We start from the raw sequence: 19,882 nt of genomic DNA on the forward strand, positions 1-19,882 counted from the left end.
CATGGACTACCCTTGGTACATGGCCATGAAGCGCACGAACGTCTATGCCGATCCTGAGGACCTCGCGATCATCAAGGAAGCCGCCTCGCGCCGCGGCATAAGCGAGGCCGAGATCATCCGCCAGGGAATCCATCTCGCGGCCATGGCGAACCGGGTCTGGGACGAACCGCTGTTCTCGCGGACGTTCTCCGGAGCGGGCAGGACACCGTCCAAGGAGGACGTCCGTGACGCGGTCGCGGACGCGGTCCGACGCGAGACCGACACGGATCCCGGTGCCGCTGCGTGATTATCGTCATCGCCGACACGACCGGTCTGCTGGCGGCCCTCGACACGGCTCACCCCGAACACGGTGCGTCGAACGAGGCGATCAGAGCTGCGGGACTCCTGATCATGTCCCCACTCCTGCTGGCGGAACTCGACCACGTGGCGACACGCGAGCTCGGTCGAGAAGCCGCTTACAGTGCCGTCGAAGACATCCGGCGCTGGATGCGCAGCGGTCGCATCCTCGCCCCGGAAGTAACGGAAGCCCACCTGGCCGCCGCCCAGTCGCTCCGCCTCCGCTACCGCGCCCTTGACCTCGACCTCGCCGACTCGGTGAACGTGGCTCTGGCCGCCGACTACGACACGGACGCGATCCTCACCCTCGACAGACGCGACTTCCGTGCGGTACGCCCCCTGGGCAGGCACAAGGCGTTCCGGGTACTGCCCGACGACCTCCCGCTCTGAGGAGGGACGCACCGCCGTGCACGTGAGCACGCCGGCGTGACCGAGAGCACCGGACACATTTTGAGTCCCGGCAAGGGCCCTGGCACACCGAAAAGCCCCCACACCGCGACAGAGCGCGGGCCGGGGGCTTTTGGAGAGCCGGCTACTTCTTCTTGCCCTGGGTCTTGCGGGGAATCTCGCCGACCAGGGTTTTCGCAGGTGCGGGCGCTGATTGACTTGGGGGGAGCGGTCGCCATTGGTCGTCATCGGGTGCTGTTGAGCAACCTCGGACGGCCCAGAGACGGCCCAGGAACGGCCTAGGCCCTGTCCGGCGGATCATGTGACCTTCTGACCGGTCGTTCGTTGGTTCGGGCATGGGTCGGGGGGATCTGACGAACCGCGAGTGGTCATCGCTGGAGCCGCATCTGCCACCTCTTGGTGGTCGGGGCGGCCGGTGGAATGACCACCGCACCGTGCTCAACGGGATCCTCTTTCGGGTCCGGACCGGTGTCCCGTGGCGTGACCTGCCGGAACGCTATGGCTCGTGGAAGACTGTCTATGAACGGCATCGCCGCTGGTCGGCGGACGGTACCTGGGACCGGATCCTGCACGCGGTCCAGGCTGACGCCGACCTGGCCGGGAGGATCGACTGGTCGATGGTGGGCGTCGACTCGACGTCCTGCCGGGCCCATCAGCACGCGGCCGGCGCCCGCACAGTCCGTCCGCGGATCCCGAAAAAAGGACGACGCCCCGGCACCACCGCCCCGACGAGGGACTCGGACGGTCCCGGGGCGGCCTGACCTGCAAGATCCACCTCGCCGGCGAAGGCGGTTGCCGTCCCATGGCGTTCCTGCTCACGCCGGGTCAGTGGGGCGATGCCCCGCAGATGGTCGAGGTCCTGGACCGGATACGGGTTCCCCGGCCACTGGGCGGACGGCCCCGCACCCGGCCGGATCACGTCAGTGGCGACAAGGCTTACAGCTCACGCCGAAACCGCCGCTACCTGCGAAGACGCCACATCCGGCACACGATCCCGGAACCGAAGGACCAGCGGGCCAACCGCCGACGCAGAGGCAGCAGCGGTGGCAGGCCCGCCAGCTTCGACCGCGACCTCTACCGGCGCCGCAACGAGGTCGAGCGGACCATCAACCGGCTCAAGAACTCCCGCGCGGTCGCGACCCGTTACGACAAGCGGGCCTACGTCTTCCACGGCACCGTTACCGCCGCCGCGATCCGACTCTGGCTCCGCCAGTGATCCGCCGGACACGACCTAGAGGGAGGCGCCCGAACACGCTTCAGGAGCTCACGAAAGCGCTATCGATCCCGCGTGACGCGTACTCGTTCTGCCACCCGCATTGCCTGCACCCCTTGTCGTTCGAGGCGGCATTCGAACGGCACGTTACGCCGCCACAGGACAAACACTGTCTGATGTGGCACTAGATCGCGAACTCGTGCGTAATCCCGACACACAGTTCGCCTTCGAATAGCAGCGCAATGTGGTACACGTCGCTTTGCCACTGCAGTAGCACCTGATGGGGGCCAGCCACGCTGAAGCTGGAGTAGGGGCCGACCACAGTGACGATCTCGTCCTTACTGCGGCCGACCAGGTTGCCAAGCGCCGCAAAGCCTCGTGCTATTGCGGGTCCGCCGGGCAACAGTCCTGAATCTTCGCTCGTGATGCCTGCGAACTGGCCCTGCTCGAAGAGAATTCCGATGTGGTAGCTGCCGCTCTGCCACTGAAGCAGGGTTTGACCAGGGCCCATCATGCTCTGACTGATTGGCGCACCGACCGAAACGATGATTTCTTCGGCCGTGCGGCCTGTGAGATCCCCTAGTTCAGCGAACCCCCGTTGTAGCCTCTGCCCCGACAAGCCAAACATGACCCCTCCCCCATGTGGTGACGGCTGCACTCTACGACCTCAGGGAGTCGGGCGGCAGGCAAAGGGCGATAGTCCGTGCTTGCGTAGTTCGGTCATCGGTAGCGCATGCAACGGCATGCGCTACCGATGGATCGGGATCTCGTAGACGATCTCGCAGTGCGTTGCGGGTACCTCGATGTCTGCCGTCTCTACAGGGCGGCCTTGGTTGCTGTAGTACGTCCGCCGGATGTGCGTCACGAGTGCGGCCTTCTGGACACCGAGCAGCGAGGCCTCCTTGGCGGTCGCATGCTGTGGCTCCGGCTGCTCCACTGCATGGCTGACCATCACTCCGATCACTGCCATACGATTCACGACTCCCGCCCCGGCATGCGGCCCTCTCTCGGGGAGGACGACGAGTGTGCCGGCGGTGAGGTCGTATGGCTCCCGCCTCGTGGACAGCTGCACCGGCCTGCCGTCTGCCAGGAACTCGTAGGTCGTCCGCACGCACTGTCCACCTTCGGCGATCCCGAGCCGCGTCGCGATCTCCGCCGGGGCCGGAACTTTCGCGTCGGTCCGGCTCTCCCAATCGCTCTGTCGGCGAAGGGCCTTCATGTCCTCGTGAAACGGGGACTCGCTGGACTGCTCACGCGCCGATGACCGGACGACTCTCACTTGCTGGCGGGGTTCGGCGACGTACGTGCCCGATCCGGCTCGGCCCTCCAGCACTCCGTGGGAGATCAGCAACTCTTGTGCCCGACGCACCACGTTCTCGCCCACGCCGCACTCTTGGCCGATCTGGGCGCGAGAGGGGAGGCGGTCGCCCGGTTCCCAGACGTGCTCCGCGATGCGCTGCCGGAGTTCGTTGGCGATGCGGAGATACGGCGGTTGCTCAGACATATGGAAAATCTAGTCCACTCTAATCTGATTAATTAGCATCACTGAAAGTGATCACTGGTGACGGAGGCTGCCCTGTGTCCGCTTCGGGTGTGAGCGCGGCTGCCCTTGCCGCTCGGCTGTCCGTGGTCGGTGTCCTGCCCGGTTTGGGGTCGAGCATGATCAGGGGGCCGTACGCTGGCTGGCAACTCGGGCAGGCTGTGATCCTGCCCGGAATTTGAACGAGTGGCCCCCTGGTCTTGCTCGACGCGGGACCCGAACCGGGGAGGTGGCTAAAGCCGTGGAGCCGACCGCCCCAGCCACAGCGGGTTTCTCCCCACCATGGTGCTCGCTCCAGCCGCGCGAGCCGCCTTGATGAAGTAAGGAAAGTTCTATCGCATCGGCGTTAGGTGCTTGCCGTCATGGCTCCGCACGTGGGGCCCGTTCCCGTCGAGTGCGTCCAGCAGCCGGATCGCGTAGACCTCGGACATCCACTCGGTGACCTCGTCCGGCGTGAGCCAGTCGACCGCGATCGATTCGCTGGACGTGCGCTCGCTTCCGCTGGCGGGCTTGCACCGGAGGACCAGGGCAACGATGCCTCGCGTGGTGTTCTTGTAGACCCCGGTGAGCTCGTCCACCTTGACGTGGATGCCTGTCTCCTCCAGGACCTCGCGCTGAACGCCCGCCTCGGGAGCTTCGGCGAGTTCGAGTACGCCGCCGGGGAGCTCCCAAGTGCCGTTGTCGGCTCGGCGGATCGCCAGGAGTCGCCCGTCCTCGCGCACGACCACTCCGGCTACGGACACGGAGGAGCGGCGTTGACGTGCCTTCCTGCGCACTGTTACTCAGGTACAGGAGCATAGGAGGAAGAGAAGGACTATGGAAACAGCGGTAGGAGGTGGGAGGTCCGTACCTCAGTACGTGCAGATCGCCGAGGAGATCGTTCAGCAGATCCGCGCCGGAATTCCGAAGCCCGGTGACATGGTGCCCAGCGAATCGGAGCTCGTGGAGCGCTCCGGCGTCTCCGGCGGCACATCCGCAAGGCCATGGTGGAGGTCCGCGCTAGTGATCTCGTGGAGACCCGGCAGGGCAAGGGATCCATGGTGAAGGCCCGGCCTCCGGTACGGCACCGTTCCTCGGACCGCTTCAAGCACTCCCACCGGCAGGGCTGAGTACCTCGCCGAGTCGGAGCAGTCCGGGGCCAAGGCTGGCGTCAGAGTTCTCTACATCAGTCCGACGGATGCACCGAACGACATCGCGGAGCGGCTCGGCGTCCCGGCCGGCACTCAGGTGCTCGCCAGGCATCGCCTCTACTTCCGCAACGAGACCCCCGTGGAGACGGCCACGTCCTACCTCCCGTGGGACGTTGCGAAGGACATCCCCGAGCTGTTCGCGAAGAACCCCGGCGGTGGTGGCATCTATGCCCGCTTCGAAGACCACGGGCACGACTTCGCGGAGTTCGTCGAGACGCTGCAAGCCCGGCTGGCGACCAAGGCTGAGGCCTCCGAACTGGCCCTGAGTCTCGGCGCTTCGGTGGTTCACCTGGTTCGTGAGGCACGAACGACGGAGGATCGCGTCGTGGAGGTGTGCGACACGCTCATGGCCGCTGACCAGTTCGTCTTCAGCTACCGGATCCCCGCCTCCGGCTGACGCCCGCTCAACTCAGCGCAGCCCGCGCGGGGCGACGGTACTGCCTATCTGGGTCGACATCCCGCTGGGCACGGCCGCACTCGCGGGCTTCTTCATCGCGTTCCGTGTACGCATGCGCCTGGCCCGCTGCCCTTCCCAGGGCTGACGGCCCCGGACGGCCGAGCGGACCGAAAAGCCCCCCACCACGCGGAGAACGCGCAGATGGGGGGCTTCCTCAGCTCTGCTTACTTCTTCTTGCCCTGGTTCTTCACGGCCTCGATCGCGGCCTTCGCCGCGTCCGGGTCGAGGTACGTGCCGCCCGGGTTCAGCGGGCGGAAGTCGGCGTCCAGTTCGTAGGAGAGCGGGATGCCGGTCGGGATGTTGAGGCCCGCGATGTCCGCGTCGGAGATGCCGTCCAGGTGCTTGACCAGGGCGCGCAGGCTGTTGCCGTGGGCGGCGACCAGGACCGTGCGGCCGGTGAGGAGGTCCGGGACGATGTCGTCGTACCAGTACGGCATCATGCGGATGACGACGTCCTTGAGGCACTCGGTGCGCGGGCGCAGCTCCGGCGGGATCGTCGCGTAGCGGGCGTCGTTGCTCTGCGAGAACTCGGTGCCGTCCTCGAGAGCCGGCGGCGGGGTGTCGTACGAGCGGCGCCAGAGCATGAACTGCTCCTCGCCGAACTCGGCGAGCGTCTGCGCCTTGTCCTTGCCCTGGAGGGCGCCGTAGTGGCGCTCGTTCAGACGCCAGGAGCGGTGTACGGGGATCCAGTGGCGGTCGGCCGCCTCCAGCGAGAGCTGGGCGGTGCGGATCGCGCGCTTCTGGAGGGAGGTGTGCACGACGTCCGGGAGCAGGCCGGCGTCCTTGAGCAGCTCACCGCCGCGGACCGCCTCCTTCTCTCCCTTGTCGGTGAGGTTGACGTCCACCCATCCGGTGAACAGGTTCTTCGCGTTCCATTCGCTCTCGCCGTGGCGGAGGAGGATCAGCTTGTACGGTGCGTCGGCCATGTGTCCGAGCGTAATCGAAGCGGATCGGCCCCGGCGCGCCCGGCCACAGGGCGGACAGGGCGGACAGAGCCGTCGCGTACGGCTGCCTCGATGTGACGTTTGACGGTCGGCGTCAATTGGGTGGCGGTCCGGGATTCCGGGTTCGTAATGTTCGGACAGCTGTCGGGCCACTTACCGCGCGCATCCGTGGCACCCGCCCGCCGCACCCATCCGTTCTGTACGTCCCTGGGGGGAAGTCCTATGTCCGTCGCCGGTCTCAGAAAGGCGGCACGCGAGACGGTCGCCGGTCTCCCCAGGGAGTTCTGGTGGCTGTGGACCAGCACGCTGGTCAACCGCCTCGGAGGGTTCGTCGCCACCTTCATGGCGCTCTACCTGACCATGGGCCGGGGCTACTCCGCCTCGTACGCCGGTCTCGTCGTGGCTCTCCACGGGCTCGGCGGAGTCGTCTCCGCGCTGGGGGCCGGGGTGATGACGGACCGGCTGGGGCGGCGGCCCACGATGCTGATCGCCCAGCTGTCCACCGCTGTGTCCGTGGCGGTGCTCGGCTTCATGGTGCATCCGCTGGCCATCGCGGGGGTGGCCTTCCTGGTGGGGATGGCCTCCAACGCGTCCCGGCCGGCCGTGCAGGCGATGATGGCCGACATCGTGCCGCCCGCCGACCGGGTGCGGGCCTTCTCGCTCAACTACTGGGCGATCAACCTGGGGTTCGCCGTCTCGGCGGCCGGGGCCGGGTTCGTCGCCGAGTACAGCTATCTGGCCGGTTTCCTGGGCGAGGCCGCGCTCACGCTGGTCTGCGCCGTCCTCGTCTTCCTGAAGGTGCCGGAGTCCCGGCCCGAGCGGGTGCGGACCCCGGCCGGTAGCCGTGCCCCCGACGACGTGCGGCTGACCACCGTCCTGCGGGACGGGCGCTTCATGGGCGTCGTGGGGCTGTCGTTCCTCGTCGCGCTGATCTTCCAGCAGGGGTACGTGGGCCTGCCCGTCGCCATGGGCGCGGACGGGCTGTCCAGCTCCGACTTCGGTACGGCCATCGCCGTGAACGGCGTGCTGATCGTGGTCATGCAGATCCCGGTGACGCGCTTCATCCAGCACCGCGACCCCCGCCGCCTGCTGATCCTCTCGTCGGTGATCGCGGGGTACGGCTTCGGGCTGACCGCTTTCGCCGGGTCGGTCGGGGTGTACGCGCTGACGGTGTGTGTCTGGACGCTGGCCGAGATCGTCAACGCCCCGACGCAGACGGGCATCGTCGTCCAGTTGTCGCCGGCGCACGGCCGGGGGCGGTACCAGGGCATGTACACGATGTCCTGGTCGGCGGCGGCCCTCGTCGCCCCGCTGATGTCCGGCTTCGTGATCGACCACTACGGGGCGGACTGGCTCTGGGGGACCTGCGCGGTCCTGGGCACGGTGGCGGCGGCCGGATACTGGCTGCTGATGCGGAAGCTGCCCCGGCCGGCCGAGCCCGCACCCGTACCGGCCGACACGGCACCCGTACCGGCCGAGCCCGCGCCCGCACCGGCCGGCACGGCGGCGCCCGACCGGGCCGACGCCGTCCGGCCGTAGACGTGGCGGTGCCCCGCGACGGACTCCTCGTCCCTCGCGGGGCACCGCCTCACGGGTGTCCCGTCAGCAGCCGCCGCCGCACTGGCACGGGGAGCCGGACTGGCAGCCGCATCCGCAGCCCGAGCCGCAGCCGCAGGCGCCGAGCACGGGCAGTCGCACCACTTCGGTCGGGATCTCCTGCTGGGGTTCGGTCATGGGCGAATCGGCCATGGTCCCTCCTCAAGGGTCCTCACGGGTCCTCAGGGGTACGACTCGGCGGTGTACGGCACTACGGCACAGCCGTACCCGCCGGGTGGCGCGGCGGGGTCCGCCGCCGTACCCGCCCCCATTGGATGCCCACGCCCCTGGGCGCATCAACGGCGCACGCGTGCTTGGACGCATGTGCGACCCCTGGGAGCGTGTGCGCCCCTACGCTCCCTCCACCGCGGCCGGTGTCTGGATCTCGTCGGCGTGCTCGCCCGTGACGAGGTAGACGACCCGCTTGGCCACCGACACCGCGTGGTCGGCGAAGCGCTCGTAGTAGCGGCCGAGCAGGGTGACGTCGACGGCCGTCTCGATGCCGTGCTTCCAGCGGTCGTCCATCAGGTGCTGGAACAGTGTGCGGTGCAGCAGGTCCATCTCGTCGTCGTCCTGCTCCAGCTGGAGCGCCAGTTCGACGTCCTTGGTGATGATCACCTCGGCGGCCTTGGCCATCAGCCGCTGGGCGAGCTGCCCCATCTCCAGGATGGTGGCGTGCAGGTCGTGCGGCACCGCCGCCTGCGGGAAGCGCAGACGGGCCAGCTTGGCCACGTGCTGGGCCAGGTCGCCGGAGCGCTCCAGGTCGGCGCTCATCCGCAGCGAGGTGACCACGATCCGCAGATCGGTGGCGACCGGCTGCTGGCGGGCCAGCAGCGCGATGGCGCGCGCCTCCAGGTCGTGCTGGAGGTCGTCCACCTTCTGGTCCGCGGCGATCACGCTCTCGGCGAGCTTGAGATCGGCGTCCAGCATGGACGTGGTGGCCCGTCCGATCGCCGAGCCGACGAGCCGGGCCATCTCGACCAGGTCCTCGCCGATCGAATCGAGTTCCTCGTGGTAGGCGTCGCGCATGGAAGTCCCTCTCCAGATCCGAAGTCCCTCTCCGGATCCTCTGGCCCGTCCTCGTATGCCGGCCGGGCCCGCTGAGGCCGGGACCTTGGCACCGGCCGTCCGCGTTCCACGGTGCGGTCCGAACGCGTCGGGATCCGGCCGCGTAAGTGAACCGGCCCCATCCCCTCGGTGAACTCTGGGCGACGAGTGTTCGAGATGGCACCCGGATGGCTGGGAGAGTGTCGGCGCACCCGCATAACCTGGAGGCATGGACGTGAACGCGGCGGTCGCCGCAGCTGCCGCGATAGCCGGGTTGTGCACCGGCGTCATCGCGATGCTGGCGTTCCGCTGGAGCGAGCGCGAGCAGAAGCGCCCCACGCGTACGTCCCTGCGGCCCGACCGCGGCGCGTCGCTGCCGCCGGGGGTGGACACCGTCCTCTCCGTGCTCAGCTCCTCGGCCGTGGTGCTCGACGAGAGCGACAGCGTGGTCAAGGCCAGCTCCGCCGCGTACGCGCTGGGTCTGGTCAGGGGCGGGCGCCTGGCGGTCGAGCCGATGCTCCACCTGGCCAGGGACACCCGGCGGGACGGGGAGATACGCCAGGTCGAGCTGGACCTGCCCCGGCGCGGCACGGGACGCGGAGAGGCGCTCGCCGTCTCGGCCCGCGTCGCCCCGCTGGGCTCCCGGCTGGTGCTCCTGCTGGTCGAGGACCTGACGGAGGCCCGCCGCATCGAGGCGGTGCGCCGTGACTTCGTGGCCAACGTCAGCCATGAGCTGAAGACGCCGGTCGGCGCCCTGTCGCTGCTGTCCGAGGCCGTCATGGACGCCTCGGACGACCCGGAGGCGGTGGAGCGGTTCGCCGGCCGCATGGAGATCGAGGCGACCCGGCTGACCAACCTCGTCCAGGAGCTCATCGACCTCTCCCGGGTGCAGAACGACGACCCGCTGGAGGACGCCGAGCCGGTACGGGTGGACGAGCTGATCGCCGAGGCCATCGACCGGTGCCGTCAGCAGGCGGCCTCCAAGCAGATCACCATGGCCTCGGGCGGCACCTCGGACCTCTGCGTCTGGGGCAACCGGGGCCAGCTCGTGGGCGCGCTCGGCAACCTCGTCGAGAACGCCGTCAACTACAGCCCCGCCCGTACGCGCGTCGGCATCGCGGCCCAGCGGATGACCGCGTCCGGCGGGGACCTCGTCGAGATAGCCGTGACCGACCAGGGCTTCGGCATCCCCGAGAAGGACCGCGAGCGGGTCTTCGAGCGGTTCTACCGCGTGGACCCGGCCCGCTCACGGGCCACCGGAGGTACCGGCCTCGGTCTCGCCATCGTCAAGCACGTGGCCGCCTCGCACGGCGGGGAGGTCACCGTGTGGAGCTCCGAGGGACAGGGCTCCACCTTCACCCTGCGACTGCCCGAGTCGGGCGTCGTACGGGGCCGCAGCCGAGGGCCCCTCATTGTCAGCGGCCGTTCCGTCGACGACGACGGTCCGTACGCGACCGACTCCTTCGAACCGTTTCCTGCCCCGGAGGCTCTTCCGTGACCCGAGTGCTTGTCGTCGAGGATGAGGAATCCTTCAGCGACGCCCTGTCCTACATGCTGCGCAAGGAAGGCTTCGAGGTGGCCGTCGCGGCCACCGGTCCCGACGGCCTCGACGAGTTCGAGCGCAACGGCGCGGACCTCGTCCTGCTCGACCTGATGCTGCCCGGCCTGCCGGGTACGGAGGTCTGCCGTCAGCTGCGCGTACGGTCGAACGTCCCGGTGATCATGGTCACCGCGAAGGACAGCGAGATCGACAAGGTGGTCGGCCTGGAAATAGGAGCCGACGACTACGTGACCAAGCCCTTCTCCTCGCGGGAGCTGGTGGCCCGTATCCGCGCCGTCCTGCGCCGCCGCGGTGAGCCGGAGGAGGTCACTCCGGCGGCCCTGGAGGCCGGACCGGTCCGGATGGACGTGGACCGCCACGTCGTCACGGTCTCGGGCGCCAAGGTGGACCTGCCGCTGAAGGAGTTCGACCTGCTGGAGATGCTGCTGCGCAACGCGGGCCGTGTCCTCACGCGTATGCAGCTGATCGACCGGGTCTGGGGCGCGGACTACGTCGGCGACACCAAGACCCTCGACGTCCACGTCAAGCGCCTGCGCGCCAAGATCGAGCCGGACCCGGGGGCCCCGCGGTACCTGGTGACGGTGCGGGGGCTGGGCTACAAGTTCGAGCCGTAGGCAGGCCGCGCGCCACGTGGCGCGCCGGTCGCCCGAAGGGGGCGCCCTCCGTCCGGAGAGCGTCCCCTTCGGGCGTGGACCGCGTCAGGTGTGCGGTACCCGGGTCACTCGCGGCACCCGGGTCGCACAGGTCACTCGCGTTACTCGGAGGCCGTGTCCTCGTCGTTCGCAGTGTCCTGCGATCCCTGCTCCGACGCGTCCTCGGACGGCGTCCCGGGGGCGCTCTCCGACGCGGTGGGGCTCGCCTTCGGCGACGGCAGGGAGCTCGGCCCGAAGTCCTTGAAGACGCTGTTCGCCGGGACGACCGTCGCGCCCAGGGAGACCTCGCCCGTCTCGCTCAGGGAGAAGGCGACGGTCTGGACGCTGCCGTCCTGCGCGGCCTCGCGGCCGCTCTCGATCACGGCGGAGGCGTTGCCCTTGCCGCCCAGGATCAGTCGGCCGCCGGCCGGGATCACCAGCGGGCCGTCGCCCTCGGCGGGCGTCAGCTTCACCGTGGTGCCGGAACCGGGCAGCGTCACCGATTCCAGGGTCTCCGGCTTCGTGCCGTCGTTGAACAGCGTGGCGGCGACCACGGCCGGGCCCTCGGTGTCGCGGTCGGGCTGGGTGATGACGTTCACGTTCTGGATCTTCACGTGGTCGACCGAGGTCGCCGCGTTGTCGGGCCTGACCTTGAGCGTCGGCGCGTCGTTGCCCGCGGCGCACGCGGACAGCGAGGCGATCGAGAACACGATGGCAGTGGCGGCGAGAGCGCCGTGTCGAAGGCTGCGGCTCACGGCGGCGGCAACTCCTTGAACGTTTCGGACAGCGGACGTCGGACTCTGCGGACAGGAAGGCCGAGCGGCGTAAAGCCGCCCTAAGTGTGTGTCAGCGGGCTCAGGCTACCGAGCCGTCGTACCGCGCCCGCACCCGACCCGCCCCTCCCTGCCATCTGTCGCGACGGGGCGGCCGCGGCCCGGCCGACAGTGTGTCGGCACCGAGTGGATTCACGGCGCGTTCACATAACGTGCGTGATCGTGGCGTGATCAGTGACTGATCGGATATCCGGAAGTGGCGCATTCCCTGCGCATAATCGGCCCGGCGGTCGGCCGTTGATCAAATTCAATGGACACGGCGACTATGGCCCGTACGAGTGATCGATCTCCGAACGGAGTACGGAAAGTTCGCCATCCAGAATCCGGCAAAACGGGACGTTCGGCATCTTCTGAGTGGCTTCCGGTCGGTGTGACGCATGTGTTTCGCCGGAGCCGTACGCCCGCTCCGACCTGCGAATATCGCCTCCGCGTGACCCTCCGCAGCACGTCCGTGTTGTTGTTGTCAAGCCCCGAGATATGCCCTGACCTGCGAAAACGCCATTCAGGAGAAGCGATTCTCGTGTTACTCTGGATAGCCACGGAAGGGGTACCTGTCACATGACGTTCAAGGTTGGCGACACCGTGGTCTATCCCCATCACGGGGCCGCGCTGATCGAGGCTATCGAAACTCGCCAGATCAAAGGCGTGGACAAGACCTACTTGGTGCTCAAGGTCGCCCAGGGCGACCTGACGGTTCGCGTGCCGGCGGACAACGCGGAGTTCGTGGGTGTGCGCGACGTGGTCGGGCAGGACGGACTGGACCGGGTCTTCGAGGTGCTGCGCGCACCGTACGCCGAAGAGCCGACGAACTGGTCCCGACGCTACAAGGCAAATCTCGAGAAGCTCGCCTCCGGCGATGTCATCAAGGTCGCCGAAGTGGTACGCGACCTGTGGCGCCGCGAGCGCGAGCGCGGACTCTCCGCAGGTGAGAAGCGCATGCTCGCCAAGGCCCGCCAGATCCTGGTGAGTGAGCTGGCTCTCGCGGAGAACACCAACGAGGACAAGGCCGAGGCTCTGCTCGACGAGGTTCTCGCGTCCTGAACCGGTGCCACACCGGCTGTACGAATCTGCCGCGGTGCCCGCTGACCGACCGTGTTCCACGGTATGTCGTCGGGCGCTGCGGCATGTTCGGTTCTCGTGGGTCCGTCCGGATCCAGTGAATCCGCCCCGCGGTGCCGGCCGGCCACACCTCTCGGCCGTCCCGGCCGGGTCTCCCGCGTGACTCCGCCCGACCGGGGGTCACGGAAGGGTCCCGGTCAGGCCGAGGCGTCGGGCCCGGCTCTCCCCCGGCCTGCGGCCTGGGGGGCACCCCCAGGCCATACCCATGTCGGCCGCGGGCAAACCCGCCGACGTCTCGGAGTGCGACCCGATGTCATCGATGTCCCCGACGCCCGAACGGCCCCGCCCGTCCCGTACCGCCGCGGTGATCCCCGCGGCGGGCCGCGGTGTACGGCTCGGCCCCGGAACGCCCAAGGCGCTGCGCGCGCTCGGCGGCACCCCCATGCTGATCCACGCCGTACGGGCCATGGCCGCCTCGCGCGCTGTCGGCCTGGTCGTCGTGGTGGCGCCCCCGGACGGCGCGCCCGAGGTCAAGAACCTCGTCGACGCCCATGTCCTGCCCGCCCACACCGACTACCTCGTCGTGCCGGGCGGCACGACCCGCCAGGAATCCGTGGGGCTCGGCCTGGCCGCGCTGCCCGAGGACGTCTCCGTCGTCCTCGTCCACGACGCCGCCCGGCCGCTGGTCCCCGTCGACACGGTGGACGCGGTCGTCGAGGCCGTGCGGGGCGGGGCCCCGGCGGTCGTCCCCGCGCTGCCCCTCGCGGACACGGTCAAGGAGGTCGGGCCGGGAGGGCCGGGCGAGCCCGAGCCGGTCCTGTCCACCCCGGAGCGCTCCCGGCTGCGTGCCGTGCAGACACCGCAGGGATTCGACCGGGACACGCTCGTCCGGGCCCATGCCGAGGTGGCCGTCGACGGCGAGGGGGCCACGGACGACGCCGGCATGGTGGAGCGGCTCGGTTCGCCCGTCGTCGTCGTACCCGGACACGAAGAGGCATTCAAGGTGACCCGGCCGCTGGATCTGGTCCTGGCCGAGGCCGTACTCGCACGCCGGAGGGCGAACGATGGATTCTGAGGCGGTACGCCGACCGGCGCCCGTGATCCCCCAGGTCGGTATCGGCACCGACATCCACGCCTTCGAGGAGGGCCGGGAGCTGTGGTGCGCCGGGCTGCTCTGGGAGGGCGAGGGACCCGGACTGGCCGGCCACTCGGACGCCGACGTGGTCGCGCACGCCGCGTGCAACGCCCTGTTCTCGGCCGCCGGCCTCGGTGACCTGGGGCAGCACTTCGGTACCGGCCGTCCGGAGTGGTCCGGCGCCCCCGGCGTGAGGTTGCTCACCGAGGCGGCCCGGATCGTCCGCGCCGAGGGCTTCTCCATCGGCAACGTCGCCGTCCAGGTCGTCGGGGCCCGCCCGAAGATCGGCAAGCGGCGCGAGGAGGCCCAGAAGGTGCTGTCGGAGGCCGTCGGCGCCCCCGTCTCGCTCTCCGCCGCCACCTCCGACGGCCTCGGGTTCACCGGCCGGGGAGAGGGCGTGGCGGGGATCGCCACCGCGCTGGTGTACCGCACCGGCTGACCCCGGGAGCGCGTCCCGGCCCGCCCGCCGCCGCGGTCCGTCCCACCCGTCGCCTTGTTGCGCATCAGTTGCACGTACGCTGAAAGGGCACATGTCCGCAGGTGGCGCTGGTGACGCGCCCCGCGGCGGCCGGGAAGCGAGGGTGAGGGTCAGTGGTGGGTGGGACGGCCGGGGCGACGGTGACCGAGGCGCGGGGCGCGTCCCCCACGGCGGATCCGACGACCGGACGGCCGGGGTACGCCCTGCGTACCGCCACCACCGAGGACATCGGCGGGGCTCGGGCCGTGATGCTGGACACCGTCTACCACGACCTGCGGTCCGGCTACGTGCCCCGCTGGCACGCGGACATCATCGATCTCGAAGGCGCCTATCTGCGCCCCGAGCGCTGCACCCTGCTGGTCGTACGGCACGGGGGCGAGGTCGTCGCGACCGGCGCGGTCCGGGACCGGGGCCCCCAGGCGCCGCCCAACCCCCGGTGGGTCGCCGACCGCTTCCCGTCCGGCTCGACCGCCCAGCTGTGCCGGATCTACGTACGCCCGGAGCACCGCAGGCACGGGCTGGCCCGGCTGCTGGTACGGGAGCTGGGGGCGTTCGCCGCGAGCGCGGGGGGATACACCTCGCTCTACCTGCACACCGATCCGGCCGTGCCGGGCGCCGAGCCGTTCTGGCGGTCGATGGCGCACGAGGTCTGCGACGAGCGGAGGCTGCCCGGGGGCGGCCAGGGCATCATCCACTTCGAACTGCCGCTGCCCGCCCCGGCGGGGCCGTGATCCCCGCTCTCCCAGGGCACCACCAGATCCACTATCAGATGATAATCGTTTTCACATAGGGTTACCCTCATGCCTACGCTCCGAAGCCGCCGTTCACCCCTGCCGGTGATAGCCGCCGCCCTGCTCCTCCCCCTCGCCGCCTGCTCCTCCTCCGACGGCGACACGGCGTCCGACGGCGGCGGTCGGCTGCGGGTCGTCATGGCCTTCCCGCCCGCCCAGGCCATGTCCCCGTACGGCGACGACGCGGTGACCCTCAGCCGGCTCGCCGTCATCGAGGGCCTCACCTCCCTCGACCGTGACGGCGCGCCGCAGCCCGCCCTCGCCACGTCCTGGAAGCGGGACAACGCCACCACCTGGACCTTCACGCTCCGGAACGCCGTCTTCCAGGACGGTACGAAGGTGGACGCCGACGCCGTGGTCCGCTCCCTCACGGCCGCCGGCAAGGCCTCCCCGCTGCCCCGGGTGCTCTCCGACGTCCGGCTGACGGCGAAGGCCCAGGGCGCGGACACCGTACGCATCACCACCAAGGAAGCCGACCCGCTCCTCCCGCAGCGCCTCGCCAACCCCTCCCTCACCGTCCTGTCCGCCGACGCCTACCAGGGCGGCACGGTCGACCCCGCCGGGCACGCCACCGGACCCTTCACCCTGACCGACGTCAAGGGCGCGGTCGCCGCCACCCTCACCCGGAACGCCGACTACTGGGGCGACAAGGCGAAGGCGCCGGGCGTCGACGTCACGTTCGTCGCCGACGGCACCGCCCGCGCCAACGCCCTGCGCACGAAGGCCGTGGACGTCGCCGAGTACGTGCCGATCTCCCAGGCCTCCCTGCTGGGCGACGGCTTCGTCCACGAGTTCCCCTCCGCCCGGACCAACGGGCTCTCGCTCAACACCGAGCGGGGCGTCTTCGCCGACCCGGCCATGCGCGCCGCCGCCCGCGAGGCCATCGACTCCCAGGCCCTCGTCGACGGGGTCTACGAAGGCCGCGCCGACACCGCCCAGGGCCTCCTCGGCCCCGGCGTCCCGTGGGCCGCGAAGGACCGCACCGCCCCCACCGGCCGCGCGAAGGCGGCCGGGCGGGCCGAGGTGGCGAAGACGAAGGAGATCGTCCTCGCCACCTACACCAACCGGCCCGAACTCCCCGAGGTCGCCACGATCGTCCAGCAGCAGCTGACGAAGCGCGGCTTCACCGTCAAGCAGGTCGTGCGCGAGTACGCGCAACTGGAGGCCGACGCGCTGGCCGGGAAGTACGACGCGTTCATCCAGGCCCGCAACACCCTCCTGGACACCGCCGACCCGGTCTCCTACCTGGCCTCCGACTTCACCTGCGACGGCAGCGCCAACATCTCCCAGCTCTGCGACCCCCGCGTGGACGCCGCCGTCGCCAAGGCGGCCTCCCTGGCGGGCACCGAGGAGCGCCACCGGGCCGAGATGACCGCCGAGGCGACCGTGCTCGGCGCCGACGCGCTCGTACCGCTCGTCCACGAACGGTTCGTCCAGGGCTACGACGGCGACCGGGTCGAAGGCGTCGTGCTCGACCCCATGGAGCGCACCCTCATCACCGCCGACACGCACATCGGCTGACCGGATGCGGTACCTGGGGCGGCGGCTGGTCGTCCTCGCCGCCGTCCTCGCGGTCATCGGCCTGCTGCCCTGGCTGACCCGTACCGACCCGGCCCTCACGATCCTGCACGCCCGCTACGCGGACCGGCCGCCGACCCCCGCCGTCCTCGACGCCATCCGCGCCGAGACCGGGCTCGACGGCGGCCCGGCGCACGTGCTGGCCGACTGGGCGGGCGGACTGCTCCGGGGCGACCTGGGGCGGTCCTGGGTGTCCGGCGAACCGGTCGGCCCGGACGCCGTGTCCGCCCTCGGTGTCTCCCTCGCCCTCATGGGCTGCTCGCTCGTCGTCGCCCTGCTCCTCGCGCTCGCCCTCGCCGCCCCGACCCTGCGGCGGGGCGCCCGCCGCCGGCTGGCCACCACCCGGGCCGGGGTCGGCGCCGCCATCCTGGCCGCCCTGCCGGAATTCCTCCTCGCCGCGGTCCTGGCCACCGTCGTCGCCGTACAGCTCGGCTGGTTCCCCGCGCTGGGGTGGGGGAGCGCCGAGCAGGCCGTCCTGCCCGCCCTCGCGATGGGCGTCCCGGCCGGTGCGCTGCTCGGACGGCTGCTGGACGACGCCCTGCCCGCCGCGTTCGCCGAACCCTGGGCCCGCGCCGCCACCGCGGGCGGACTGCCCCCGCGCCGCATCGCGGTCCACGCCCTGCGCCGCACCACACCCGCCCTGCTGCCGCAGCTCGCCCTGATGGTCGTCGGGCTCACCGGCGGCGCGGTCGCCGTCGAGGCGCTGTACGCGATCCCCGGGCTCGGCGGGACCGCGCTGGCCGCCGCCCTCGCCCAGGACCTGCCCGTCCTCCAGGCCTGTGTCCTCCTGCTGCTCCTGCTGGGGCTCGCCGCCGGGCTCGCGGCCCGGCTCGGCTCCCGTGTCCTGCTCGGCCCCGCCCGTACGGCCGGGGCGCTGCCCGCGCTCGCCGCGCCGCCGCTGCCCGTACGCCGTGTGGTCACCGCCGGGGCCGTGGGCCTCGCCGTGCTCCTGGCCGCGGTCGCCGTCGCGGGTCTGCTGCGCGACCCCCTGACCGTCGACACCGCCGCCCGCCTCGCCTCCCCGTCCACCGCCCACCCGCTGGGCACCGACGCGCTCGGCCGCGACGTGCTGGCACGGCTCGGCCACGGTGCCGCGCGGACCGTCCTCGTCGCGCTCGCCGTCGGCGCCGTCACCCTGCTCCTCGGCCTGGTCATCGGGGCCCTGCGGGCGGGAGCCCTGACCGAGACCGCCAACGCCCTGCCCGCCGTCCTGGCGGGACTCGTCGTCGCGGGCATCGCGGGTCCCGGCCCCTGGGGCGCCGCGGCGGCCGTCGCCGCCGTCGCCTGGGCGCCCCTCGCCGCCCACACCTCCGCGCTGTACGCCCAGGAGAAGGCGGCACCGCATCTCGCCGTCTCCCGCGCGCTCGGCGCCGGACGGGTCCACCTGCTGCGCCGCCACCTGCTGCCGGGCGTGGTCCCGCCGGTCGTCCGCCACGCCGTCCTGCGGATCCCCGCCGTCGCCCTGGCGCTGGCCTCGCTGGGCTTCCTGGGCCTCGGCGCCCAGCCCCCGGCACCGGAGTGGGGCCGCATGCTCTCCGAGAACATGCCGTACGCCGAGCGGGCGCCCTGGGCGGTCCTGGCCCCCGCCGCCGCGCTCGCCGCCCTGGGCGCGCTCGCGGTGCTCACCTCGGCGGCCGTGCGCGGGAGGAGGCGGGCGTGACCCTGCGGCGGGAGGACACGGGGCGTGCGGGCACCGGGCCCGGGGTCTCGGCGGTGGGTCCCGGGACAGCGGCTGAGGTTCCCGTGCCGGAGGAGGCTCCCAGAACCGGGCGTGAGGTTCCGGTGCCGGGGGACCCCGTACCGGAGGACCCCGGAACCGCACCCCGCCCGTCGGCCCCCGGTACCCCACCGCGCCCCCCGGACCCCCAGGCGTACATCCGGCTGCTGACCGCCACCCAGTTCGCCTTCAACATCGGCTTCTACGCCGTCCTGCCCTACCTCGCCGGCCATCTCGGCGAGGGCCTCGGCATGGCGGGCTGGCTCGTCGGGCTCGTCCTCGGTCTGCGCACCTTCAGCCAGCAGGGGCTCTTCGTCGTCGGCGGCGCCCTCACCGACCGCTACGGGCCCCGCCCGGTCGTCCTGGCCGGGTGTGTCCTGCGCATCGCCGGATTCTGCTGGCTGGCCCAGGCCGGCTCCACCGCCACCGTCGTCGGGGCCGTCCTGCTCATCGGCTTCGCCGCCGCGCTGTTCTCGCCCGCCGTCGAGTCCGAGACCGCTCGCGCCGCTGTCGCCCACGAGCGGGCCACCGGCGCCCCGCGTGCCCAGGTGCTCGCCGTGTTCTCCGCGGCGGGCCAGGCCGGTGCCTTCCTCGGACCGCTGCTGGGCACCCTGCTGCTGTTCCTCGGCGGGGGGTTCCGGGCCGCCTGCCTCGCCGGGGCCGTCGTGTTCGTCGGCGTCCTGGCCGGGCACGCCCGGCTCATGCCGCGCCGGCCGCGCGCCCCTCGCGGGCCCCACACGCGCGCCGTGTTCTCCCGCGAGGTCTTCGCCAACCGGCCCTTCCTCCTGCTCTGCCTCGCCTACAGCACCTACCTCGTCTCCTACAACCAGCTCTATCTGGCGCTCCCCGCCGAGGTGGAGCGCGCCACCGGGTCACAGGGCGCGCTCGGCGCACTCTTCGCGCTCTCCTCCCTGCTCGTCGTCGCCGCCCAGCTCCCCCTGACCCGCTGGTCCGCCCGCCGTATCGCCCCCAGGACCGCCCTGGTCGCGGGCCTCGGCACCGTCGCGGCGGGTTTCGCCGCCGTCCCGCTGGCCCCGGACGGCCCGGCGGGTCTGCTCCCCGGGGCCACGCTCGTCGTGCTGCTCACCCTCGGCCAGATGCTCCTGGTCCCGGCCGCCCGGGGCCTCGTGCCGGACCTGGTCGATGACCACCGGCTGGGTCTCGCCACCGGCGCCCTGTCCTCCGTCTCCGGGCTGGCCGTCCTGCTGGGCAGCGCCGCCTCCGGCACGCTCCTCGGCGCCCCGGGACCCGTCCTGTGGACCGTGCTCGCCGCGGTTCCGCTGGCCGGAGCCGGGGTCGCGCTGACCCTGCCCCGGGCGGGCGCGCGGGCCCCCGGGCACTGAAACCGACCGCGATCCCCCGGGGGG

20 protein-coding genes and 1 pseudogene are annotated in these 19,882 nt (G+C 71.1%); 14 read left to right on the forward strand and 7 right to left on the reverse strand.

Going from position 1 to position 19,882, the window contains the following annotated elements; translation table 11 throughout:
* Positions 1 to 19 precede the first annotated feature (19 nt).
* The 3 genes from B9S64_RS18170 to B9S64_RS18180 all read left to right on the forward strand — a co-directional run bounded on the left by B9S64_RS18170 (position 20) and on the right by B9S64_RS18180 (position 1,960).
* The gene (locus tag B9S64_RS18170; protein ID WP_093531756.1) at positions 20 to 286 is read left to right on the forward strand and encodes a CopG family transcriptional regulator; all 267 of its coding nucleotides are present in this window, start codon (positions 20 to 22) and stop codon (positions 284 to 286) included.
* On the forward strand, positions 283 to 726 hold the full coding sequence (locus tag B9S64_RS18175) for a PIN domain-containing protein (RefSeq protein WP_103491289.1): 444 nt from the start codon (positions 283 to 285) through the stop codon (positions 724 to 726). Before B9S64_RS18170 ends, B9S64_RS18175 begins: the two co-directional genes overlap by 4 nt.
* Positions 727 to 1,079: 353 nt before the next feature.
* Positions 1,080 to 1,960, forward strand: a protein-coding gene (locus B9S64_RS18180; protein ID WP_103490709.1) for an IS5 family transposase whose coding sequence is annotated in 2 segments (ribosomal slippage) — positions 1,080 to 1,440 and positions 1,440 to 1,960 — 882 coding nt in all. Because the reading frame shifts where the segments join, the coding sequence is not laid out codon by codon here.
* Positions 1,961 to 2,141: 181 nt separating this feature from the next.
* Here the strand turns inward: B9S64_RS18180 and B9S64_RS18185 are convergent.
* The 3 genes from B9S64_RS18185 to B9S64_RS18195 form a co-directional block, all read right to left on the reverse strand.
* Entirely contained in the window at positions 2,142 to 2,585 is a 444-nt protein-coding gene (locus tag B9S64_RS18185) for a hypothetical protein (RefSeq protein ID WP_103490708.1), read from the reverse strand.
* 120 nt (positions 2,586 to 2,705) lie between these two features.
* A complete protein-coding gene (locus B9S64_RS18190) occupies positions 2,706 to 3,461 on the reverse strand; it encodes a GntR family transcriptional regulator (RefSeq protein WP_103490707.1) in 756 nt (251 codons plus the stop codon).
* Positions 3,462 to 3,829: 368 nt separating this feature from the next.
* On the reverse strand, positions 3,830 to 4,219 hold the full coding sequence (locus tag B9S64_RS18195) for an NUDIX domain-containing protein (RefSeq protein WP_308460751.1): 390 nt from the start codon (positions 4,217 to 4,219) through the stop codon (positions 3,830 to 3,832).
* Between the two features lie 94 nt (positions 4,220 to 4,313).
* On the opposite strand from B9S64_RS18195, the pseudogene B9S64_RS18200 reads away from it, so the two are divergent.
* Positions 4,314 to 5,084: pseudogene (locus tag B9S64_RS18200) on the forward strand (GntR family transcriptional regulator).
* Between the two features lie 224 nt (positions 5,085 to 5,308).
* Here B9S64_RS18200 and B9S64_RS18205 read toward each other — a convergent pair.
* Positions 5,309 to 6,070, reverse strand: coding sequence for a phosphoglyceromutase (locus B9S64_RS18205; protein WP_103490706.1), 762 nt, complete (start codon positions 6,068 to 6,070; stop codon positions 5,309 to 5,311).
* 240 nt (positions 6,071 to 6,310) lie between these two features.
* On the opposite strand from B9S64_RS18205, the gene B9S64_RS18210 reads away from it, so the two are divergent.
* Positions 6,311 to 7,627: an MFS transporter gene (locus tag B9S64_RS18210; RefSeq protein WP_103505175.1), complete on the forward strand. Its 1,317-nt coding sequence runs from the start codon at positions 6,311 to 6,313 to the stop codon at positions 7,625 to 7,627.
* Positions 7,628 to 7,690: 63 nt separating this feature from the next.
* On the opposite strand, the gene B9S64_RS34535 is transcribed toward B9S64_RS18210, so the two are convergent.
* Positions 7,691 to 7,837 (reverse strand): hypothetical protein, encoded by a 147-nt coding sequence (locus B9S64_RS34535; RefSeq protein WP_176712300.1) that lies wholly within the window; start codon positions 7,835 to 7,837, stop codon positions 7,691 to 7,693.
* A gap of 198 nt (positions 7,838 to 8,035) precedes the next feature.
* Positions 8,036 to 8,713, reverse strand: coding sequence for a phosphate signaling complex protein PhoU (gene phoU, locus B9S64_RS18215; RefSeq protein WP_103490705.1), 678 nt, complete (start codon positions 8,711 to 8,713; stop codon positions 8,036 to 8,038).
* A 247-nt stretch (positions 8,714 to 8,960) separates the two neighbouring features.
* On the opposite strand from phoU, the gene B9S64_RS18220 reads away from it, so the two are divergent.
* Positions 8,961 to 10,229 carry a cell wall metabolism sensor histidine kinase WalK gene (locus tag B9S64_RS18220; RefSeq protein WP_103490704.1) on the forward strand — a complete coding sequence of 423 codons (1,269 nt, stop codon included), beginning with the start codon at positions 8,961 to 8,963 and terminating at the stop codon, positions 10,227 to 10,229.
* Positions 10,226 to 10,906, forward strand: coding sequence for a response regulator transcription factor (locus B9S64_RS18225; protein ID WP_028439509.1), 681 nt, complete (start codon positions 10,226 to 10,228; stop codon positions 10,904 to 10,906). The genes B9S64_RS18220 and B9S64_RS18225 overlap by 4 nt, the downstream gene beginning before the upstream one ends.
* Before the next feature lie 140 nt (positions 10,907 to 11,046).
* Here B9S64_RS18225 and B9S64_RS18230 read toward each other — a convergent pair whose 3' ends face one another.
* A complete protein-coding gene (locus tag B9S64_RS18230) occupies positions 11,047 to 11,679 on the reverse strand; it encodes a DUF461 domain-containing protein (RefSeq protein WP_103490703.1) in 633 nt (210 codons plus the stop codon).
* A 636-nt stretch (positions 11,680 to 12,315) separates the two neighbouring features.
* Between B9S64_RS18230 and B9S64_RS18240 the strand changes: the two genes are divergently transcribed.
* The 7 genes from B9S64_RS18240 (at position 12,316) to B9S64_RS18270 (ending at position 19,858) form a co-directional block, all read left to right on the forward strand.
* Positions 12,316 to 12,798 carry a CarD family transcriptional regulator gene (locus tag B9S64_RS18240; RefSeq protein WP_003953493.1) on the forward strand — a complete coding sequence of 161 codons (483 nt, stop codon included), beginning with the start codon at positions 12,316 to 12,318 and terminating at the stop codon, positions 12,796 to 12,798.
* Between the two features lie 328 nt (positions 12,799 to 13,126).
* A complete protein-coding gene (gene ispD / locus B9S64_RS18245) occupies positions 13,127 to 13,891 on the forward strand; it encodes a 2-C-methyl-D-erythritol 4-phosphate cytidylyltransferase (protein ID WP_103490710.1) in 765 nt (254 codons plus the stop codon).
* A complete protein-coding gene (gene ispF / locus B9S64_RS18250) occupies positions 13,881 to 14,390 on the forward strand; it encodes a 2-C-methyl-D-erythritol 2,4-cyclodiphosphate synthase (RefSeq protein ID WP_103490702.1) in 510 nt (169 codons plus the stop codon). The genes ispD and ispF overlap by 11 nt, the downstream gene beginning before the upstream one ends.
* A gap of 152 nt (positions 14,391 to 14,542) precedes the next feature.
* Complete coding sequence (locus B9S64_RS18255; protein ID WP_103490701.1) at positions 14,543 to 15,160, forward strand: GNAT family N-acetyltransferase; 618 nt, start codon at positions 14,543 to 14,545, stop codon at positions 15,158 to 15,160.
* Positions 15,161 to 15,229: 69 nt separating this feature from the next.
* Complete coding sequence (locus B9S64_RS18260; protein ID WP_103490700.1) at positions 15,230 to 16,741, forward strand: ABC transporter substrate-binding protein; 1,512 nt, start codon at positions 15,230 to 15,232, stop codon at positions 16,739 to 16,741.
* Positions 16,742 to 16,745: 4 nt separating this feature from the next.
* Positions 16,746 to 18,458: an ABC transporter permease subunit gene (locus tag B9S64_RS18265; protein ID WP_109492067.1), complete on the forward strand. Its 1,713-nt coding sequence runs from the start codon at positions 16,746 to 16,748 to the stop codon at positions 18,456 to 18,458.
* 122 nt (positions 18,459 to 18,580) lie between these two features.
* Positions 18,581 to 19,858, forward strand: a complete 1,278-nt coding sequence (locus tag B9S64_RS18270) for an MFS transporter (RefSeq protein ID WP_258038014.1) — start codon at positions 18,581 to 18,583, stop codon at positions 19,856 to 19,858.
* The last annotated feature ends 24 nt before the right edge of the window (positions 19,859 to 19,882 follow it).

The organism is Streptomyces sp. SM18 (genome assembly GCF_002910775.2).
GTDB classification, from domain to species: Bacteria; Actinomycetota; Actinomycetes; order Streptomycetales; family Streptomycetaceae; genus Streptomyces; species Streptomyces halstedii.